The sequence below is a fragment of the Bacillus sp. Brlt_9 genome (assembly GCF_051948935.1).
Taxonomy (GTDB): Bacteria; Bacillota; Bacilli; order Bacillales; family Bacillaceae_G; genus Bacillus_A.
In genome coordinates, this window is the sequence record NZ_JAYJLO010000001.1 from 773,276 (window position 1) to 790,096 (window position 16,821).

The 16,821-nt window shown below is 33.7% G+C and carries 16 protein-coding genes; 14 read left to right on the top strand and 2 right to left on the bottom strand.

The genetic code is table 11. The annotated features are described in order from the left end of the window. Positions 1 to 30 precede the first annotated feature (30 nt). The 12 genes from VF726_RS03970 (at position 31) to VF726_RS04025 (ending at position 13,478) form a co-directional block, all read left to right on the top strand. On the top strand, positions 31 to 579 hold the full coding sequence (locus VF726_RS03970; protein ID WP_440166022.1) for a DUF4865 family protein: 549 nt from the start codon (positions 31 to 33) through the stop codon (positions 577 to 579). A 40-nt stretch (positions 580 to 619) separates the two neighbouring features. Continuing rightward, entirely contained in the window at positions 620 to 1,027 is a 408-nt protein-coding gene (locus tag VF726_RS03975) for a tautomerase family protein (protein WP_440166024.1), read from the top strand. A gap of 1 nt (position 1,028) precedes the next feature. Next, complete coding sequence (locus VF726_RS03980; RefSeq protein WP_440166026.1) at positions 1,029 to 1,352, top strand: carboxymuconolactone decarboxylase family protein; 324 nt, start codon at positions 1,029 to 1,031, stop codon at positions 1,350 to 1,352. Positions 1,353 to 1,496: 144 nt separating this feature from the next. Continuing rightward, positions 1,497 to 1,940, top strand: a complete 444-nt coding sequence (locus VF726_RS03985) for a MarR family winged helix-turn-helix transcriptional regulator (RefSeq protein ID WP_001205521.1) — start codon at positions 1,497 to 1,499, stop codon at positions 1,938 to 1,940. A gap of 120 nt (positions 1,941 to 2,060) precedes the next feature. After that, positions 2,061 to 3,116: an LLM class flavin-dependent oxidoreductase gene (locus VF726_RS03990; RefSeq protein ID WP_440166028.1), complete on the top strand. Its 1,056-nt coding sequence runs from the start codon at positions 2,061 to 2,063 to the stop codon at positions 3,114 to 3,116. Between the two features lie 616 nt (positions 3,117 to 3,732). Then, complete coding sequence (gene cydA, locus VF726_RS03995) at positions 3,733 to 5,136, top strand: cytochrome ubiquinol oxidase subunit I (RefSeq protein WP_071757893.1); 1,404 nt, start codon at positions 3,733 to 3,735, stop codon at positions 5,134 to 5,136. Further along, the gene (gene cydB, locus VF726_RS04000) at positions 5,123 to 6,139 is read left to right on the top strand and encodes a cytochrome d ubiquinol oxidase subunit II (protein ID WP_016088315.1); all 1,017 of its coding nucleotides are present in this window, start codon (positions 5,123 to 5,125) and stop codon (positions 6,137 to 6,139) included. The genes cydA and cydB overlap by 14 nt, the downstream gene beginning before the upstream one ends. After that, the gene (gene cydD / locus VF726_RS04005) at positions 6,139 to 7,854 is read left to right on the top strand and encodes a thiol reductant ABC exporter subunit CydD (RefSeq protein WP_440166031.1); all 1,716 of its coding nucleotides are present in this window, start codon (positions 6,139 to 6,141) and stop codon (positions 7,852 to 7,854) included. The genes cydB and cydD overlap by 1 nt, the downstream gene beginning before the upstream one ends. Positions 7,855 to 7,856: 2 nt before the next feature. Further along, positions 7,857 to 9,581, top strand: a complete 1,725-nt coding sequence (gene cydC / locus VF726_RS04010; protein ID WP_440166033.1) for a thiol reductant ABC exporter subunit CydC — start codon at positions 7,857 to 7,859, stop codon at positions 9,579 to 9,581. Positions 9,582 to 9,965: 384 nt separating this feature from the next. Continuing rightward, positions 9,966 to 12,527 (top strand): glycosyltransferase, encoded by a 2,562-nt coding sequence (locus tag VF726_RS04015; protein WP_440166035.1) that lies wholly within the window; start codon positions 9,966 to 9,968, stop codon positions 12,525 to 12,527. 193 nt (positions 12,528 to 12,720) lie between these two features. Beyond that, positions 12,721 to 12,942 carry a hypothetical protein gene (locus tag VF726_RS04020; protein WP_440166037.1) on the top strand — a complete coding sequence of 74 codons (222 nt, stop codon included), beginning with the start codon at positions 12,721 to 12,723 and terminating at the stop codon, positions 12,940 to 12,942. Positions 12,943 to 13,031: 89 nt separating this feature from the next. Continuing rightward, the gene (locus tag VF726_RS04025) at positions 13,032 to 13,478 is read left to right on the top strand and encodes a DUF6376 family protein (RefSeq protein ID WP_440166039.1); all 447 of its coding nucleotides are present in this window, start codon (positions 13,032 to 13,034) and stop codon (positions 13,476 to 13,478) included. 87 nt (positions 13,479 to 13,565) lie between these two features. Here VF726_RS04025 and VF726_RS04030 read toward each other — a convergent pair whose 3' ends face one another. Beyond that, positions 13,566 to 14,567: a S66 family peptidase gene (locus VF726_RS04030; protein ID WP_440166040.1), complete on the bottom strand. Its 1,002-nt coding sequence runs from the start codon at positions 14,565 to 14,567 to the stop codon at positions 13,566 to 13,568. Between the two features lie 188 nt (positions 14,568 to 14,755). On the opposite strand from VF726_RS04030, the gene VF726_RS04035 reads away from it, so the two are divergent. Beyond that, the gene (locus VF726_RS04035) at positions 14,756 to 15,709 is read left to right on the top strand and encodes a D-alanyl-D-alanine carboxypeptidase family protein (protein ID WP_440166042.1); all 954 of its coding nucleotides are present in this window, start codon (positions 14,756 to 14,758) and stop codon (positions 15,707 to 15,709) included. Positions 15,710 to 15,953: 244 nt separating this feature from the next. Next, a complete protein-coding gene (locus VF726_RS04040; RefSeq protein WP_440166697.1) occupies positions 15,954 to 16,556 on the top strand; it encodes a nitroreductase family protein in 603 nt (200 codons plus the stop codon). Positions 16,557 to 16,601: 45 nt separating this feature from the next. Here the strand turns inward: VF726_RS04040 and VF726_RS04045 are convergent, their stop codons facing one another. Beyond that, the gene (locus VF726_RS04045) at positions 16,602 to 16,772 is read right to left on the bottom strand and encodes a DNA mismatch repair protein MutT (protein WP_440166044.1); all 171 of its coding nucleotides are present in this window, start codon (positions 16,770 to 16,772) and stop codon (positions 16,602 to 16,604) included. Positions 16,773 to 16,821: the final 49 nt, after the last annotated feature.

The following is a 16,821-nucleotide window of genomic DNA, read 5'->3' on the forward strand; positions in this document are numbered from 1 at the left end:
TGTATATAAGATAGAAAGTGAGTGATAAACATGATTGGAATGCAATATAAGATCATTTTGCCGAAAGATTATGACATGAAGATTATTAAGAAAAGGGTAATGGATAATGGGTATAAAACGGATGGTTTTCAAGACCTAAATTTTAAAGCTTATTTAATTACTGAGGCAGGTAAAGACGGGAATTTCTATAACTGTTATGCACCTTTATATATTTGGAATGGTCATAAAGGGATGAATAAATTCATATTTGAAGGGTATTACGATAATATTTTACAATCGTTTGGGTGGCAACAAATAAATATAGGTGTTCCATTAGTTGTTAATCTAAGTGATGATTTTAAAAAATGTAGATATGTTGTTGAATATACAGGGAGTATCCCTCAAAATAATTCATTGATTGGAACTCAATTTAAAATTTTTAATCAGAATGTTCAAAATACAGAAGAGTGTAAAGGGAATGTAATAGTGTATAACCCAGATAAGTGGGGGTATAGTCAGTTTGAATTTTATGAAGTAAAGCCTGAAATTGAAGAGATAGAGGAAATTACAATATATGAGGTTTTACACATTTCACTTTGAAAAATTGTAGAAGTTAAATTAAGAAAAGGAATGAAAATGTATGCCTTTTGTGAACGTTTATTATCATGAAAATAAACTAAATGAAGAAGAGATTAAAAAGATAGGTGAATGTATTCATCTTTCATTAATTGAAAATTTTAACATCCCTGAAAATGATTATTTTCAACTGTTATTATCTTACTCGCAAAATCACTTTTTATATAATCCATATTATTTGTTGGAAGGAGGAGAAAAGAGAACAAATAATATGATTTATGTTTCTATTACATGTGGACCGGGAAGAACGATAAAACAGAAAAGTGATCTGTATCAGTCGATATCCTCGAAGATCTCTGAATGTTCTAGTATAAAAAGTGCAGATATTTTTATTACGCTAAATGAGACATCTGCTGAAAATTGGTCATTTGGTCAAGGATTGGCACAATTGGTAAAAGTGAAGGGGGAGTGAAATGATGAATGAATCCATTGAATATTGTATTCAAGAGAAAATGAGAGAAAAGGCACCTGCATTTGCTCAGTATAGTGAAGAGATATTGTTCGGGGAAGTGTGGCGGGATGACACTTTAACATTACGAGAAAGAAGTTTATGTACAGTGGCGGCATTAATTAGTCTTAATCAGACAGAACAATTACCATTTCATTTGCGGCTGGCAAAGCAAAATGGAATTATGGAGAATGAAATGATTGCATTAATAACACATATGGCTTTTTATGTTGGCTGGCCAAAAGCGGTGGCAGCTTTAAATATAGCAATGAATGAAATGGAAAGTTAAGAATAACGATAAGAAAGAATTCATTTGAATATGAATTCTTTCTTATCGTTATTTTCTAATGAGATATTTTTCACTTTTTCTCTTGCTTTTTTATCACTTGCGTAGTAAAGTGATAGTAAGATTCACGATAGGAAGTGATCAAATATGCGTGATAATACGATAGGGTCATTAATATGGTTACGTTTAATACGATTTACGAACCAAAGTAATCAGATGTCAAATGAGTTTTTAAAACGATTTGATTTAACGACAGCTCAATTTGATGTGCTTTTGCAAATACGTACGTATCAACCACTAACGCAAATGGAGTTAGCTGAAAAGGTAACTGTTACACAAGGTGGTATTTCTCGAATGTTAACTCGTCTTGAAAAAGAAGGATATATTGTACGAAAGCAAGATTGGAAAACGAAAACAATTAGTTTGACAGAGCAAGGGGAAGCAGCTTTAGAGAGAGCATTGCCAGAGCAACTTGCATTTCAATCATCTTTTTTTGATGATGTATTAAATGAAGAAGAGCAGAAAATATTATACGAGCTAATGACGAAAGTTCATAAACATAGTGAGAAAAAAGAATTACCACATGAGTAATTTTTTTTACACCATCAATTGACTAATCAAGTGAAGGTGTAGGTAATAGGGATATACATGTGACTTACCAACGTTTTAAAAAGAGAAACTAATAACACTTCATTAAAGGAGAGAGCAACTATGGAAAAATACCGTATGGATACAAGTAAAGGAATGGAGTTTGGATTATATTCAATTGGGGATCATGTATTAAACCCACATAACGGAGAGAAAATTAGTGCAGAACAAAGAATTCATGAATTAATTGAGACAGCTAAGTTAGCGGATGAAGCTGGACTTGATGTATTTGCTGTCGGTGAAAGTCATCAAACGCATTTTACAACGCAAGCTCATACAGTTATTTTAGGGGCTATTGCACAAGCTACAAAAAATATAAAAATTGCAAGTTCAGCAACGATCGTAAGTACATCTGATCCGGTACGAGTATATGAGGATTTTGCTACAATTGACTTGATTTCTAATGGACGTGCAGAAATCGTGGCTGGTCGTGGGTCCCGTATTGGGGGATATAGTTTACTTGGTTATGACGTGAATGATTATGAAGAGTTATTTGAAGAGAAGATGGATCTTTTATTGAAAATTAATAAAGAGGAATATGTAACATGGAACGGACAGTTCAGAGCGCCGCTTGCACATGCATCGGTTATTCCAAGAGCTAAAAATAATAACTTACCAATTTGGCGTGCAGTTGGTGGCCCACCAGCTAGTGCCATTAAAGCAGGACGCGCGGGTGTGCCAATGATGATAACAACACTAGGTGGTCCAGCTATTAACTTTAAAGGATCAGTAGATGCTTATCGTGAGGCTGCTGAGCAAAGTGGATTTAATCCAGCAAGTTTGCCAGTTGCAACAACGAGTTTATTTTATACAGCAAAAAATTCACAAGATGCATTTAATGAATACTATCCTCATATTAATGCTGGTATGCTTACACTGCGTGGTGGTGGGTATCCGAAAGAACAATTTACAAATGCGGTAGATTACCGTGACGCGTTAATGGTTGGTAGCCCGCAACAAATTATTGAAAAAATGCTTTACCAATATGAATTGTTTGGGCAACAACGTTTTATGGCACAAATTGATTTTGGTGGTGTACCACTTAATCAAATTGAGAAAAACATCGAATTAATTGCTACTGAAATTTTACCAGCTGTTAGAAAACATACAGCAAAATAATTTAAAAAATACCGAGAGTCTAATCGATTCTCGGTATTTTTTTATGTATGAATTCAGTTTGGAAAAATGACAAAAAAATGAATTTTTAGTCTAGAAAGAGGGAGGGTATTTTCTATTTTTGAATAACATTATTTCGTGTTTGAATTTTAGAAATATATTTTTCTATTGACAAAAAACCAACTGATTTCCCCGTTGGTTTAGAGGACATTTTTTTGCGTGAAAGTCAAGTGTATGAAGAGAAAAATGATTATTTTATTGATATGGAAGTAAGTCTTATATTAAAAAATACATTTTATTAATGAGAAAAATCTAATTCAAAAAAATGACAAAAGACATATTTCAGACAAAATGATGTCAATAATACGTCAAAAATCAGCTGAATTTACTATGCAGGTATATTATACAATTCGATTAACGGATAAAACACTACTGAAATAGTGAAAAGGTAAATTTTATGAGAAAGTTCTTTTGTAATTATCTTGAAAACTGAAAATTTATATTTTCTAAAAGTACATAAACAAATTTATCTTTCTATATTTCTAAGATTTGAGTTGTTTTATTCATACAACTCAATTGAAATTACGATATAAAAAATTATGAAGGAAGTGATTGTAGTATGGAAACGCTCGAATTGGCACGAATACAATTCGCATCAACAACGATTTTCCATTACTTTTTTGTTCCGCTGTCTATTGGTTTAGCTTTTATCATTGCGTTAATGCAAACGTTATACGTGGTAAAGGGACAAGAAATTTATAAGAAGATGACGAAGTTTTGGACACAAATATTCCTAGTTAACTTTGCGGTAGGTGTAGTAACTGGTATTTTACAAGAATTCCAGTTTGGCATGAACTGGTCAACCTATTCACGTTTCGTAGGTGATGTGTTTGGTCCATCACTTGCAATTGAAGGGTTATTAGCATTTTTCATAGAGTCTACATTCCTAGGTTTATGGGTATTCGGTGAGGACAAATTACCGAAGCGAATTCATTTGTTATGTATTTGGCTCCTTTCAATTGGAACAATGTTATCAGCATTTTGGATTTTAACTGCAAGTGCATTTATGCAATCGCCAGTAGGATATGAAATGGCAGCAGATGGACGTGCACAAATGAATGATTTCTTAGCGATTATTCAAAACCCACAATTATGGGTACAATTCCCGCATACAATTACAGCGGCGATTGCAACTGGTGCATTCTTTATTGCAGGTGTGAGTGCATGGAAAATAACGAAAGCTCAAGAAACTGAAGTGTTTAAAAAATCGTTCCGCATTTCTATCATTGTTGGAACACTTACAACTGCGCTAGTATTATTCTTCGGTCATGCGCAAGCACAACAATTAATTAAGACACATCCAATGAAAATGGCAGCAGCTGAAGCGTTATGGAATACGAGTGAAGATCCAGCGCCATTTACAGTATTTGCGAAAATTGATGCAGAGAAGCAAGAAAACTCGTTTGAAATTCAAATCCCTTATATGCTAAGTCTATTATCATTTGATAAATTTAGCGGTCAAGTAGAAGGGATGAATCAAATTCAAAAGCAATATGAAGAAAAATATGGGCCTGGAGACTATATTCCACCAGTACACACTATGTTCTGGAGTTTTAGAGCGATGGTAATGAGTGGAACGTTTATGCTTCTTCTAGGAGCGTACGGATGGTTCTTATCAAGAAAAGATCGATTAGCTGAAAAAACTTGGTATTTAAAATTAATGGTGTATGCAATTGCACTACCGTTTATCGGTAATACAGTAGGATGGATTATGACTGAAATGGGACGTCAGCCTTGGGTAGTTTTCGGTGTTATGAAAACGGAAGATGCTGTATCTCCAAATGTTACGTTCGGAGAAGTATTATTCTCTTTAGTTTCGTTCACATCACTATATTTAATTATAGGTGGAATTACTATTTACTTATTCGTTCGTACTATTAAAGGACATGAGAATAAGAAAGCGAAACAGGATTCTCAAAGCCATGATCCATTTGATAAGGAGGATGAGTATGTTATCTCTTAATGAGTTGTGGTTTATCATTATTGCAGTTTTATTCGTAGGCTTCTTTGTACTTGAAGGTTTCGATTTCGGTGTAGGTATAGTTTCAAGGTTTTTAGGGGAAAACGATTTAGAGAAAAGAATTTACTTAAATACAATTGGTCCATTTTGGCACGCGAATGAAGTATGGCTTGTTTGTGCAGGTGGAGCTATGTTCGCAGCATTCCCGCACTGGTATGCAACTTTATTTAGCGGGTTTTACATTCCGTTTGTATTTATGCTTCTCGCTTTAATTATTAGAGGTGTTTCCTTTAAATTCCGTGCGAAAATAGATAATCATAAATGGAAAGGTTTTTGGGATTGGGGTATGTTTTTAGGAAGTTTACTACCGCCTATTCTTTGGGGAGTTGCCATTGCTAACTTTATGGTAGGTATTCCAATTGATGAGACGAAAAATGCTGTAGGTGGATTCTTACAATTACTACATCCATTTGCATTACTTGGAGGAGTTATGTTCCTTCTGCTATGTATTGTTCACGGATTGCAATTCCTTACTATACGTACAACTGGTAAGTTAAGAGAACGCGCACGTATTGCTGCGTTGAAAATTGCACCGCTTGCAATTATAGCACTTCTAATTTTTGCCGGTGTAGGGTTATGGAAAACAGATATATTCACTGGTCATGGTACAGAGTGGATTATGGTTCCGATTGGCGCTTTTGTAGCATTATGTGCATCAACATTATTAAATAAAAGAAGAAGAGATGGTTGGGCTTTCGTTATGACGAGTTTAACAATCATTTTACTAAGTGCGAGTGTGTTTGCCGGCATGTTCCCACGTGTCTTAATTAGCTCGTTAGGCTCAATATACGATTTAACAATTTATAATGCAGCATCAGGAGATTATGCACTAAAACTGATGACGTATTTTTCAATTGCTATATTGCCATTTGTTTTGGGAAGTCAAATATGGAGTTTCTATGTGTTTAGACAACCTGTTAAGTCAGATAAAGATTTGGAGTACTAATGAAAAGAAAAAGAGGACTTCCGTCGTATCCTGGTAGCCGAGTTTTATATGTAGTGTTAACAATCATTAGCATTTTAGAAGCTTTTAGTATTATTGCACAAACAGTGTTTTTAGCGAGGGCTATTACGTTTTTATTTCAAGGAGAAACAGTGCAATCTGTGTTAAATGAAACGTTTTATTTTGGAGTCGCGTTTGCAGTACGTCACATGCTAGTTCGAGTATCGCAAATATTAGTGGAACGTTTCGCTGAAAAAACAGGATCGCTACTGAGAAAACAATTAATAGAGGCGTATTTCACATTAGGTCCACGGTATGTTCAAACTGCTGGAACGGGTCATCTGGTTACCTTATCAATAGAAGGTATTGAGAAATTTAAAACATATATTGAATTAACAATTCCTAAAATGATTAGAAGTAGTATCGTACCGGGACTAATTGTACTATATGTTTTTACGCTAGATATTGAGTCTGGAATCATTTTAGTTGTAACGATTCCTATCGTAATTATATTTATGATTCTACTCGGATTAGCAGCGCAGAAAATGGCGGATAGTCAGTATGAGACATATCGTGTACTTTCTAATCATTTTGTAGATACGTTAAAAGGGTTAGAAACATTAAAGTATTTAGGTAAAAGTAAACAGCACGAAGGAAAGATTGAAAAAGTAAGTAAAAGATATAGAAAAGCAACGATGCGTACTTTGCGAGTTGCTTTTCTTTCTTCTTTTGCATTAGATTTCTTTACGAGTTTATCAATCGCATTTGTGGCAGTCGGATTAGGGATACGTTTAATAGATGGGACAATTGTACTACTGCCAGCCCTTACAATTTTAATTTTAGCTCCGGAATATTTTCTGCCAATTAAACAAGTTGGAGCAAATTATCATGCTACGTTAGATGGACAACTAGCAATGGAGCAAATAGAAGAGATTTTACAGCAACAAAAAGAAATAGGAAAGAAAGAATCTAATGTAGACTTAATATGGAATTCAACTAGTAACTTGAAATTACAAAATGTAAAAGTAAAGAGTGATGAATCTGAAAAAGCTATATTAGAGGGAATTGATTTTACTTGGAAAGGCACTGGCGCTATAGGTGTAATTGGTGAAAGTGGGGCAGGGAAATCAACGTTAATCGACGTATTAGCAGGATTTTTAACTCCTTCAGCTGGAAAGATGATCGTAAATGGTGTGGAAATTGACGGGGCAACTCGTGAAGAGTGGCAAAAGAATATTGCTTATATTCCGCAGCAACCTTATATTTTCCCGCTTTCATTAAAAGATAACATTTGTTTTTACGAAACAAATACAACGGATGAAGAAGTGGAAAGAGTTATTAATGAAGTTGGTCTACGTTCACTTGTTACATCGCTTCCGAACGGGATGTACGAAAAAATTGGAGAAGGTGGACGTATGCTTAGTGGCGGGCAAGAACAACGTGTTGCTATGGCGCGTGCACTTTTAAGTAAAAAGCCAATTATTTTATTAGACGAGCCTACGGCACATCTTGATATAGAAACTGAATTTGAAATAAAGCAAGCGATGTTACGCCTGTTTGAAGGTAAGTTAGTATTTCTTGCAACGCATCGTCTTCACTGGATGAAACAGATGGATCATATTCTTATTTTAAATAAAGGGGAAATGATAGAAAGTGGAACGTATGAAGAGCTTTTAAAGAATGAGGCATTACATTTTCATAGGAAAGAGAGGGGATAGAGATGAGTAACTGGATTAAACCTTATATACAGCAAAATAAAGGTAGAATGACTGTAACTATTTTCCTTGGTCTTCTTGGAGTTAGTTCAGGTGCGATGTTACTTTTTATTTCAGGTTATTTAATCTCTAAATCTGCTCTTCGACCAGAAAATGTAATGGCTGTATATGTTCCTATCGTTGCAACACGTGCGTTTAGTATAGGGCAAGCGGTATTTCATTATTTAGAGCGTTTAGTTGGACACGATGTCGTATTACGCATATTAGAAAAAATGAGAACGAAACTATATAGAATAGTAGAACCGCAGGCGTTATTTTTCCGTTCACGCTTTCAAACGGGCGATATGTTAGGGGTGTTATCCGAAGATATAGAGCATTTGCAAAACCTATATTTACGTACAATATTTCCTAGCATATTAGCATTAGTTGTATATAGCATATTCGTACTTGTTATCGGTGCGTTTGACGTAGTGTTTGCACTTATTGCAGGGTGTATGCTAGCGATTATCGTCTTTCTACTTCCATTTGTATCATTACTTTTAATGAAGCGACATCATGTTACTTTAAAACAAGGAAGAAACCGTTTGTATCAACAACTAACAGACGCAGTTTTTGGATTATCTGATTGGCAAGCAAGTGGTAGAAAAGATGAATTCATTGATAAGTATGTAGAACAAAATGCGCAGTTGTTAAAAACGGAAAAAAGAATGAAACGCTGGAATCATATTCGGGACAGTATTATTCAATTAGTAGTTGGTATTGTAGTTATTTCAATGATCATATGGACTGGAAATCAGGCGGCAAGTGAACAAATTGCACCTACCGTTATTGCGGCTTTCGTCTTGATGACGTTATCTGTCACAAACGCGCTTATTCCTCTTTCAGATGCTATTGATCGCATTCCATCATATGTAGAATCTGCTCATCGTCTAAATCAAATAGAAGGTAATGATGTTTTACACGAAGAAAAGGAATTACATGGAGATAAAGATTATGCTGCATCAAAACATATAGACATTGAATTAAATCATGTATCGTACAGTTACCCAGGTAGTATTGAATTCGTATTGAAAGAAGTATCACTACAAATAAAGGCAGGAAAGAAAATCGCCATTTTAGGAAGAAGCGGAACAGGGAAATCTACTTTGTTAAAATTGTTAACAGGTGCGCTAAGACCGTTACATGGTGAAGTTTTATTAAATAGTGAACATGCTCATACGAATCTTTTATCAAAATATATTTCTGTATTGAATCAAAAGCCGCATTTATTCGATACGACAATTGGAAATAATGTACGAATTGGTAAACCAGAGGCTACGGATGAAGAGATATGGAAAGCTTTAGAGAAAGCACAATTAGCTTCGCATATTGCTACCCTTCCAGAGGGATTACAAACAAAAATGCATGAAATGGGAAAAAGGTTTTCTGGCGGGGAAAGACAACGGGTTGCTTTTGCTAGAACGCTCATGCAAGAAGCACCAATCATTGTGCTGGATGAACCTACAATCGGCTTAGATCCAAAGACAGAATTGTCTCTAATAGAAACAATGTTTTCTGCGACAGAAGAAAAGACAGTAATTTGGATTACGCACCACCTTGTAGGAATTGAGCATGTAGATGAAGTTATATTCCTTGATCGAGGTCAAATTGTGATGCAAGGGAGTCATGAACAACTTCTGAAAGAAAATGAGAAGTATCGAAAGCTTTATGATTTAGATAAAGGAATATAGTTTGAATAAGTAATACTTGTAAAATAGCTACGCCTAATGGTGCAGCTATTTTTTTGTTAAGAAATAAAGGCATAGATTTATCCCACTATTTGCAGGGGATAAGACTCTTAGCTCAAGATCCGGCTGATGTGAGGAAGTTAGGTGGGAGATTAACTGTACGTAAAAGTCCGATTGGTGAGGGAGATAATTATAAGGGATGGAGAAGCCCCTTTGATGAAAGTTACGTTTTATTTGTCTCGCATTATTTTATGATATAAATCAAATGAATAAAAAGTAGGATATTTTGTTATGGGATTGCATAAAAGTATAAAGGTTTCATACGGTTTAAATAATGGGATATTATGTCGCGTATATAAATAATATGCGAAAAGATGGAGGGGAAAGATGGGGAATCATTTTGAAAAAAGTGAAGAGGCGATAGAGCAAATTCCGTTGGTAAGTGTATTAATTCCTACTTATAATCGTCCTAGATACTTTGAAAAAGCATTGTGTAGTGTATTAGAACAAACGTATTCTAATATAGAAATTATTGTTGGAGATGATAGCACGAATGACGAAACGGAAAAAGTGTTACAAAAATACTTATGTGATCATTCAAATATTATTTATATAAAAAACAGGTCAACTCTCGGACAATTTGAAAATGCGCTAATGTTATTTAATGAAGCGAACGGTGAGTATATAAATTTTTTAATGGATGATGATCTATTTCATATGAATAAAATTGAAAAAATGATGAAGTATTTTGTCAATGATCTAGATAATGAAATCAAACTTGTAACATCTCATCGTCAAGTAATTGATGATAAAGGGAAAGAACTACGACATATTTATTCAACTGTCCGTTTATTTGAAGAGGATACGATTATAGAGGGAACTGAATTAGGAAATAGGGTAATTGTGGAGCAAAAAAATTATATTGGAGAACCGACAACAGTTTTATTTCGTAAAAATGATTTACAAGAGCCGTATGGAATTTTTGATAAGAGAAGGTATTTATGTAATGTAGATATAGCCTCATGGTTATCTTTATTAAGTAAAGGAAAAGCAGTATATATAGCAGAGACACTTAGTTACTTCCGATTACATCCAGGTCAACAGTTGAATGAATCTAATAAACTTATAGATGGAGTAGAGGATTTTTCACATAGTATTATAGTTGGAGAAAAGTATGGGTTTTTATCTACTGAAAAAGAGTTATATAAAGCGATAACTAATTTCCTAGACTATGCAAAAAAATTAGTTCCATCATCAATATTATATACAATAGACTATTACAGACAAATTAAGCGAAAGGGAATAAATATAGAAAAGAAAAAACAGTATCGGAATAACAACTCTCATTTACCGAAAGTCAGTATACTGATTCCCACCTATAATAAACCTCATTACTTGGAATTAGCTCTCAAAAGTGCTTTGAATCAAACATATGAAAATGTTGAAATAATAATTTCTGACGATAGTACAAACGATGAAGTTCAAGCAATGATCCAACCATATTTAAGTGAATATGAATGTATTACATATGTTAAGAATAAACCTCGATTAGAAGCAGAGAACTTCAATAAGTGTATAGAACTTGCAAATGGAGATTATATAAACTTTTTATTAGAAGATGACTTATTTCATCCTGAAAAGATTAAAAGAATGATGAACTGTTTTTTTAGTCTAGAAAACATTTCGTTCGTGACGTCATATCGTGAATTCATTGATGAGAATGGAAAAGTATTACCACCATCAACATTGAATATGAAAATCGCCAAAGAAACTACACTTTTTGAAGGGAAAGAATTAGGGGATTATATGTTAAAAAACTTAAAAAATGTAGTTGGTGAGCCTACAACAGTTCTGTTTAATCGAAAATTTTTGGGAGGGAGTTTTGGGTGTTTTAAGGGGAAGGGTTACGCTGCTATTAATGACATTGCAACATGGCTAGATATGATGAGGAAAGGGAAAGTAGTTTATATAGAGGAACCCCTTAGTTATTTTAGACAACATAGTGGGGAAAATCAAAAACAAATACAATTTATATTAAAGACAATTGAAGAATGGATTGAATTAATACTAGATGCATATAATAGTGGTTTTTTAAATTGTGAGCAAGATTATAAAGAATGTTTAACTCATTGTTTGGAAAATGCGGTGTTAATAATTAAGAATGTGGTAAAAAATAGTCAATTAAATCAAATTGATAATGAAAAGATAGAGAAGGAACTTAATAAGCTAGTTAATCGTATATTTGAGAAAGAAGTCTGCTATTGTCAATTTTGCAATCAACAATTTGAAAAATTTTCTCCTTGGCCAGAACATTACGATTTTCCAAAATATAAATTCGAGATGTGGAATAAAGATACGGGGATTTGTCCGGTATGTGATTCGATGGACCGTGAAAGGTTATATCGTGTATATATTGAAATGGAAACGGACTTATTACGTGGAAATGATACTATACTTCATATCGCACCAGAAGCGAAGTTAAGAAGTTGGTTTGATCAGTATAAAAATATTACATATGTATGTGGAGATATTGAACCAAAGGATCCATTAATGCAGGAAATTGATGTTACTAGAATTCCATATGAAAATGATACATTTGATGTGATTTTATGTGGTCATGTATTACAGTACGTTCAAGATGATGAAAAAGCGATGAGAGAGTTATATAGAGTATTAAAAACAAATGGATGGGGAATTATTCAAGCTCCAATCGTAATGAATGTAGATATTATTATAGAGAATGAATTGATTTTAACGCCAAAATTGAGAAAATTAGCTTTTGGTCATGAAGAGCATGTAAGAATTTATAATCAATCAGGATTTATACAACGATTAATGAATGTAGGATTTAAGGTTGATTTGTATAACATAGCTGAAAAACAAGGAATGAGAAGTGCGAGGAAAGTTGGTTTATCTGAAACTGATGTACTCTATATTGTCCGGAAATGAAGAATTGAGAGGAATTGAATACGGATTATGGATAGTTAAATCAAAGTTTTGAAGAAGCATTAAACCTTAAAAAAGAATTAATGCTTCTTATTTTAATTGTAGAGAGATGTGCAACTTATTTTTTGGGTTTTAAATTTAGCTGACAAAGGCAATACTGAGCCATAGTGAATGTAAAGTTGGAGGGCGAGTGTATATGTTTGAAGAGGATGGAATTGTTTTAATTATGGAGCCTGCTGATGAAAGAAACTTGAGGAGATTTATTTTTTCAGTACCGAAATCAGTGTATGAAAAGAAGGGGCTTACATTACACTATGGAGCAGCTATAGGACAAGGATATACCGATATAATTGAAGATATTATTAGCGTACATATAGAAATAGATGTTGTAACAATAATAGGGCATGTGAGAGGTTAAATATCTATTTGAAAAAGGTTGTAGGTGATTTAGCTAGAAGTTATGATAAAGAAGATTACAGACAAGTATAATGACGAAGGGAGTCTAAAATGAAAATCAAATCAATTTTATTAGTATGTATAGTTTCAATTGGTTTAATGGGATGTTCACTAGTAGAGCAAGGAAAGAACTCCATAGATTATGCTCAACAAGCGACAGACTATGTAAATGAAATAAGTGCATTTGCAAATGATGCACCAGCATTAGCTGAAAAAGCCGTTAATGATAGCGAAGCTCGAAAAGAGTTAGAAATGAAGCTTAGTGAAATTAAACAAGATATACCCGCATTCAATGAATTAACGCCACCTGATGTAGCAAAGGATCTTCATCAACAAATCGTCGGATATAACGAAAAGTTAAATACATTAATTGATACGGCGATGACGAAGATAGAAGAAGGAAAAGTGAATGTAGAAGAGTTTAAAAACTCTGAGCTTATGCAGACGATAGATCAAGTTCGTGAATTGAAAGACAAGGTTCAAAATTTAGGACAATAATAAAAAAAGGCTCCGTGATGAACGGAGCCTTTTTTGTTTCCTAATGGAAACGTTTATCATATTTTCTTCCTATAATATAAGCGTCCTTTATATCTTCCATTTTTCTAAAATATGTATTGTTTTATTAGTTACATCCATGTTCATTTGAACACCTATAGGCAAAGTGACCATCGGATGGGTATGACAACAATCAAAGTCGGCAAGTAAAGGAATTCTTTGATTTTGCAGTACTTCTAATAATATTTCGTAAGGTTTGCGATTTGTACCACAATCATCAAATTGCTCATGTTTTCCAAGAATTATACCTGAAACTTTATCAAATACACCGTTAATTTTAAGCAATGAAAAGCTTCTTTCAATAGTAGCTGCATCTTTTGAGCTATCTTCAATAAATAAAATATCGCCTTCTTGAATGCTTGGCATATAAGGGCTACCCAAAATTCCCTCTATTGTATTTAAATTCCCGCCAATAATACGTCCAGTAGCTTGGCCATTCGTTACGGAAATCCAATTGTTGGGTCTACGTTCTTTTTCTTTCGTCTTCTCTTCCCAATTAATAAATTCATCTGACCAAAATAAAGGCGGTTTTATATTGTAAGGAAGTGCTTGATCATGTAGTAATGTTTCTGCAAAATAGTTGTATGTATAATCAACATAAGGTTCAAATTCTCCAAAAGAGGGGACGAGTGCTGGACCATAAAATGTTGGAATTCCTGTTTTTGCATAAATTCCAAGTAATAAAGCTGTTGCATCTGAATAACCAATCATTATTTTAGGGTTATTTTGAAAAGCGTCATAATCAATATAAGGTAGTATTGAATTAGAGTTCATACCGCCAATTGTCGACATAATACAAGATATATTAGGATTTCTTATTAAAGCATTCAGTTCCTCGGCACGCTCTTGTATACTGCCAGAACGGTAATAATCATATCGACCTGTTAGTGAACCTTCTAATATGTGAAATCCTTTCTGTTGTAAGTAAGATTTCGCTCGTTCAAATCTTTTTGGAGAAGTATAGGTTGCTGGTGAAGAGGGCGAATAAATGCCGATTGTGTCCCCGTATTGTAAGGTTTTTGGAAGTAGCATCGTAAGAATCCTTTCTATTAAATAGTTAAATTAAGATAACGAAACATTGAATATTCTTATATTTCGGTATTTTAAGTGTAACATAAATGTATGAGATGAATAAATATGCTTTTTGCCTTGACGATTTAAAGTAATTGTTGTTATGGTTAAATGTGAGTGTATAAATGGTTTGCTAAAGGAGTTTTGAAATGAAGCGGTTAAAATGGGGAAGGCTGACGATCCTAGTAGTCATTATTTTAGGTATATGTTGGTTCTTATTCCAAGGAACTCAAAAGAGTGCAACAAATGTAGAGGGACAACCTTTACAGGTGGCAGAACTACCTAAAACAGGATTAATTGAAAAAGTAGTGCCACCAAAGTACATACCACCGGAAATTGATGCAAAAGCAGCTATGATTATCGATGCGAGTAATGGAGATATTATTTATCAACATAATGAAAATGAAGCTTTTGCGCCAGCAAGTATGTCTAAGATGATGACAGCCTACCTTCTATTAGAAAATGTACATAATGGGAAAGTTCGCTGGGAAGATCCGGTGAAAATGAGTGCGAAAGCGGCACAAACAGAGGGTGCGAGAATCCCAGTCCAAGTTAATGACACATTAACTGTTAAAGATTTGTACCATGCATTAATGATTGAATCAGCAAATAATTCGGCTGTGGCTTTAGCAGAACATATGGCAAAAACAGAGAAAGATTTCGTTCAGCTTATGAATGAAAAAGCAAAGCAGTTAAAAATGTCGGAGTATGCTAAATTCGCAAATGCATCAGGACTACAAGAACCTGATGGAAGTGAGACGAAGATGACAGCTGCTGATGTAGCTAAATTGGCGTATAATCTTATAAAAGATTATCCAGAAATATTAGAAGTGACTCACTTGCGTCAAAGTCAGTTAGCATTTAATAATATTAATGTTATAAGTACAAATGATATGTTAAACAAAAATAATAAAGCTTTATATATAGAAGGAATAGACGGATTAAAAACAGGATTTACAGATAGCGCGGGGTATTGTTTCACGGGGACAGCAAAACAAGGTGATACACGTATTATTACAGTTGTTATGGGAACGAAAGGTAAAACGAAGCGTTTTACAGAGACGAATAAGCTAATGACTTATGCATTTGGCTTAGTTAATTAAGTAAAATATTGAGTTCAATCATCATGTAAGAAAGGCAATTTGTTGTTACTTATTATTAGTAACAACAAATTGTCTTTTTATTTTTAGCATTAGGAAGTGAAAAGGAGAAATATGAGTGTTATCATTTGAGTTTATTATTGTTTGTTGATATTCTAAAGTTAGAAGCTTATTAATGATAAGTTTTAAGAGGCGTAATATGATGTGTACATATGAAAAAGCCTCAAATGAAAAATTGGAGGGAATTATGATGGCAAAAGATTTTTACTCAGCAATTGAAGACAGAAGATCTATTTATGCAATTAGTAAAGAGCAAGTAGTTTCTGATGAGAAAATTCAAGAAGTGATTTATCATGCTGTAAAACATACACCTTCAGCTTTTAACTCTCAGAGCGCTCGCGTTGTCGTCTTACTTGGAGAACAACATGATAAGTTATGGGATATTACGAAAGAAACGTTACGAAAAATTGTACCTGAAAATAACTTTATATCTACTGAAGAAAAAATGAATGCATTTAAAAGTGGTTATGGAACAGTTCTATACTTCGAAGATAGTCAAGTGGTGGAAGAACTGCAAGAAAACTTCGCATTATACAAAGAGAACTTTCCAATTTGGTCTCAGCAATCCTCAGGAATGTTACAATTTGCAATTTGGACAGCTTTAGAAATTGAAGGATTTGGTGCTACATTGCAGCATTACAATCCATTAATTGATGAAGAAGTGAGAAAAGAATGGGAAGTTCCAGAAAGCTGGAAACTTACTGCGCAAATGCCGTTTGGTAAACCGGTGGTATCTGCTGGTGAAAAAGAATACCAACCTTTAGAAAACCGTGTGAAAATTTATAAATAATGTAGGAACGATAAAAGGTGAACAGGGATACAACCTGTTCACCTTTTATAAGTAATAAGGATTTTTTTGATAGGAATTTTTCATCTGATCTTTTAATTCGTTTTTACGTGTTTCAATAGTTGATATTTTTTGTAAGGTAATAATTGAAACGAATTGAAAAAAAGCATAGTACAGTTCTATATTTTTATTGATAGGATTATCTATTATATTTTTCATAAATATACCTCCTTTTTGATTCCGCTATTTGCGGGCAATAAGACTTCCA

What these genes read in the sequence shown, in the direction of transcription:
- VF726_RS03970 (WP_440166022.1), top strand. Translation starts at nt 31, where the DNA reads ATGATTGGAATGCAATATAAGATCATTTTGCCGAAAGATTATGACATG.
- VF726_RS03975 (WP_440166024.1), top strand. Translation starts at nt 620, where the DNA reads ATGCCTTTTGTGAACGTTTATTATCATGAAAATAAACTAAATGAAGAA.
- VF726_RS03980 (WP_440166026.1), top strand. Translation starts at nt 1,029, where the DNA reads ATGATGAATGAATCCATTGAATATTGTATTCAAGAGAAAATGAGAGAA.
- VF726_RS03985 (WP_001205521.1), top strand. Translation starts at nt 1,497, where the DNA reads ATGCGTGATAATACGATAGGGTCATTAATATGGTTACGTTTAATACGA.
- VF726_RS03990 (WP_440166028.1), top strand. Translation starts at nt 2,061, where the DNA reads ATGGAAAAATACCGTATGGATACAAGTAAAGGAATGGAGTTTGGATTA.
- cydA (WP_071757893.1), top strand. Translation starts at nt 3,733, where the DNA reads ATGGAAACGCTCGAATTGGCACGAATACAATTCGCATCAACAACGATT.
- cydB (WP_016088315.1), top strand. Translation starts at nt 5,123, where the DNA reads ATGTTATCTCTTAATGAGTTGTGGTTTATCATTATTGCAGTTTTATTC.
- cydD (WP_440166031.1), top strand. Translation starts at nt 6,139, where the DNA reads ATGAAAAGAAAAAGAGGACTTCCGTCGTATCCTGGTAGCCGAGTTTTA.
- cydC (WP_440166033.1), top strand. Translation starts at nt 7,857, where the DNA reads ATGAGTAACTGGATTAAACCTTATATACAGCAAAATAAAGGTAGAATG.
- VF726_RS04015 (WP_440166035.1), top strand. Translation starts at nt 9,966, where the DNA reads ATGGGGAATCATTTTGAAAAAAGTGAAGAGGCGATAGAGCAAATTCCG.
- VF726_RS04020 (WP_440166037.1), top strand. Translation starts at nt 12,721, where the DNA reads ATGTTTGAAGAGGATGGAATTGTTTTAATTATGGAGCCTGCTGATGAA.
- VF726_RS04025 (WP_440166039.1), top strand. Translation starts at nt 13,032, where the DNA reads ATGAAAATCAAATCAATTTTATTAGTATGTATAGTTTCAATTGGTTTA.
- VF726_RS04030 (WP_440166040.1), bottom strand. Translation starts at nt 14,567, where the DNA reads ATGCTACTTCCAAAAACCTTACAATACGGGGACACAATCGGCATTTAT.
- VF726_RS04035 (WP_440166042.1), top strand. Translation starts at nt 14,756, where the DNA reads ATGAAGCGGTTAAAATGGGGAAGGCTGACGATCCTAGTAGTCATTATT.
- VF726_RS04040 (WP_440166697.1), top strand. Translation starts at nt 15,954, where the DNA reads ATGATGGCAAAAGATTTTTACTCAGCAATTGAAGACAGAAGATCTATT.
- VF726_RS04045 (WP_440166044.1), bottom strand. Translation starts at nt 16,772, where the DNA reads ATGAAAAATATAATAGATAATCCTATCAATAAAAATATAGAACTGTAC.